The organism is Streptomyces sp. MB09-02B, from assembly GCF_033794485.1.
In the GTDB taxonomy this organism is placed as follows: domain Bacteria; phylum Actinomycetota; class Actinomycetes; order Streptomycetales; family Streptomycetaceae; genus Streptomyces.
Genome location: NZ_JARGEE010000675.1, coordinates 1 through 3,068, shown reverse-complemented (window position 1 = coordinate 3,068; position 3,068 = coordinate 1). Strand labels below are relative to the sequence as shown.

At 71.3% G+C, this 3,068-nt stretch carries 2 protein-coding genes; both read left to right on the top strand.

Going from position 1 to position 3,068, the window contains the following annotated elements; all coding sequences use genetic code 11:
- The first annotated feature begins 609 nt into the window (after positions 1-609).
- On the top strand, positions 610-2,196 hold the full coding sequence (locus P1P70_RS42670) for a TROVE domain-containing protein (RefSeq protein WP_319247604.1): 1,587 nt from the start codon (positions 610-612) through the stop codon (positions 2,194-2,196).
- A gap of 102 nt (positions 2,197-2,298) precedes the next feature.
- Positions 2,299-3,051, top strand: a complete 753-nt coding sequence (locus P1P70_RS42665) for a GntR family transcriptional regulator (RefSeq protein ID WP_413471674.1) — start codon at positions 2,299-2,301, stop codon at positions 3,049-3,051.
- The last annotated feature ends 17 nt before the right edge of the window (positions 3,052-3,068 follow it).

Genomic DNA, 3,068 nt, shown 5'->3' with positions numbered 1-3,068 from the left:
GGGTGCGCCTGATGGCTCGGGGGTGCGGGTCTCGTCGGCGGGTGCGGGTGCGGGTGCGGGTGCGGTGGGGGTTCTCGCGCAGTTCCCCGCGCCCCTGAAAGCCGGGGCTGCGCCCCGTGCTTTCAGCCCGTTGCCCTTTGCCCCCTGCGACAGAAGCGGTAATTAATTCATTGGCCCGTCCCGCGGCGCTCCTCCTAGAGTGATGCCTGTCCAGGTGCGAAGGCAGGACCTACTTCCACTCATAATGGGGCGGCCGCGGGTTCGAGTCCCGCCACCGGTACCAACTCGCCGGTGTAGCTCAGGGGTTAGAGCACCTACGTCGGTTCCGCCGGCTTCGATCTCTGGACACCCAAGGCTTTACGCACCTCCCGGTGCGATTCGATCTCGGGAGGCGCGGCAGATGGTGGGTGCCCGGTGCGCAGGCAGCGGATACTTCGGGAACTGGTGGGGAGGAATCCCCGTGCGGGTTCGAATCCCGTCATCGACTCCGGTCGGTGTGGCGGAACGGAAGACGCGCCTGTTATGAGCACCGCCGCCGAATTCGACCTCGGTCACCTTCCCTCTGCCGCGCCTCCCTCCGAAATACCGATGTATTCGGGGGAATTCATCATGGCGCGGTTCAACACGAAGACCGGAAAGGCGCAGCCCACTTCGCGGGTCACCTCGACGGGGCGTGTGCTCCGTACGTACGAGGGCGGCCGGGGCCGTGAGCGCGACGAGCGCTCGGAGCTGTTCCTGCTGTCGATCGCCAACTTCGTCGCGCAGAAGACCTTCTACGAGAGCGGTGAGGACCGCGACGACCGGTTCGCCGCGCTCGTGGGCCGCCTGGCCGTCACCGACCCGGTGTGGACGGCCGGCCTGCTCGGCTGGCTGCGCGGCGAGGGCAACCTCCGTACGGCCTCGATCGTGGGAGCCGCCGAGTACGTGAAGGCACGGCTCGACGCGGGCGTCACCGACGGGCCCACCAACCGCCAGATCGTCGACTCGGTGCTGCGACGCCCGGACGAGCCCGGCGAGCTGCTCGCCTACTGGACCTCGCGGTACGGGCGCGCCATCCCCAAGCCCGTGAAGCGGGGCGTCGCCGACGCCGTACGACGGCTCTACCACCCCAAGTCGCTGCTGAAGTACGACACCGCGTCCAAGGGCTACCGCTTCGGCGACATCCTGAACCTGGTGCACGCGGCGCCGGACCCGGACAAGCCGTGGCAGGGGGACCTGTTCCAGTACGCCCTCGACCGGCGCCACAACCCGGACACGGCCGTCGTTCCCAGGTCGCTGCCCATGCTCGCCGCACACCGTGACCTGATGGAGCTGCGGCCCGCGAAGCGGCGCCGGGTCGTGACCGGTTCCGGGGGCGCCCAGCGGCTCGCGGACGCGGGCATCACCTGGGAGGCGCTGGCCGGCTGGCTGCAGGGGCCGATGGACAAGGCGGCGTGGGAGGCCGTCATTCCGTCCATGGGTGCCATGGCCCTGACGAGGAACCTGCGGAACTTCGACGAGGCGGGCGTCTCCGACGAGGTCGCGGCCCAGGTGGCGGCGCGGATCAGCGACCCTGCGGAGGTCGCGCGGTCGCGGCAGTTCCCGTTCCGCTACCTCTCGGCGTACCGGCACGCGCCCTCGCTGCGCTGGGCGTACCCGCTGGAGCAGGCGCTCGGTCACTCGCTGGCCAACGTGCCCGCGCTGCCCGGCCGGACCCTGGTCCTGGTCGACCGCTCGGGCTCGATGTTCTCCTCGCGGCTGACCGACCGCTCCTCGCTGACGTACGCGGACGCAGCGGCGATCTTCGGCACGGCGCTCGCGCTGCGGGCGGCCGACGCGGATCTCGTCGAGTTCGGGAGCACGAGCCGGGTGGTGAGGTTCGGCGCGGGCGAGTCCGTGCTGAAGATCATCGGCCGCTTCGGCGACCTGGGCGGCACCGACACCACCGAGGCCGTCCGCCGCCACTACAAGAAGCACGACCGGGTGCTGATCGTCACCGACGAACAGGCCACCTACAGCCACTACGGCGACCCGACCGCGCAGGTCCCGGCCGACGTGCCCGTCTACACCTGGAACCTCGCCGGGTACCGGGCGGGCCACGGCCCTTCGGGGAAGGCGAACCGGCACACCTTCGGTGGGCTCTCGGACGCCGCGTTCCGGATGGTTCCGCTGCTGGAGGCGGCACGGGACGCTGACTGGCCGTGGGCGGTCGAGTGACCTCGGTCCGCCGATCGACGGGGGGAGTGTGGCCCGTGTCCCAGTGAGGACGCGGGCCACACTCTTGTTCGCGTCCCGTACTGACATCTAACATTTCAGTCCATGGAGGCCATACGACCGGTCGGGCGCACCCTTCTCAGGGACCGTGCCTACCAAGCCATCCGGGACGCCATCGTGGCCGGGGAGATCGAGCCCGGTGCGGTGGTGCGCGACGCCGAGTTCGCGGAGTTGCTGGGGCTGTCCCGGGCGCCGGTGCGGGAGGCCTTCTCCCGGCTGGTGGACGAGGGGCTGCTGGAGAGCAAGCCGCAGAGCTACACCCGGGTCACGGCCGTCGTCGCCGCCGATGTGCGGGACGCGGCGGCCGTGGTCGGGGCCATGCACGAACTGGCCACCCGGACCGCCGTGCCCCGGCTGTTCGCGGCGGACGTCGAGACGATGCGCTCGGCCAACGAGCGGTTCGCGGCGGCCGTCCGCACCGGCGACGTGGACGCCGCCCTCGTCGCCGACGACGAACTCCACGACGTCCTCGTCCGCGTCAGCGGCAACCGCGCCGCCGCCGCCACCATCGCCCGCTACACGCCGCTCATCCGCCGACTGGAGCGCCGGCGCTTCGGCGAGGGCGGCAACTGCCGCTCGGCGGGCCTGCACGACCAACTGATCGAGGCCTGCGCGGCCGGCGAGACGGACGAGGCGGTCCGGGTCACAGCGGAGATCTGGCACGGCCTCGCCGCCCTCGTCGACGAGCCGACCGGCGTGCCGGACGACGACGAGACGCACGAGGGACGTGACGGCGAGGAGCTGGACGGCGAGGGGCTGCTCGGCGAGCGGCCGGACGACGGGCCGGCGGACCACTGACCCGCCCCACCTAGACC

Excerpts from the sequence above, each read along its gene's own strand:
- P1P70_RS42665 (WP_413471674.1), top strand. The coding sequence starts at position 2,299 with ATGGAGGCCATACGACCGGTCGGGCGCACCCTTCTCAGGGACCGTGCC.
- P1P70_RS42670 (WP_319247604.1), top strand. The coding sequence starts at position 610 with ATGGCGCGGTTCAACACGAAGACCGGAAAGGCGCAGCCCACTTCGCGG.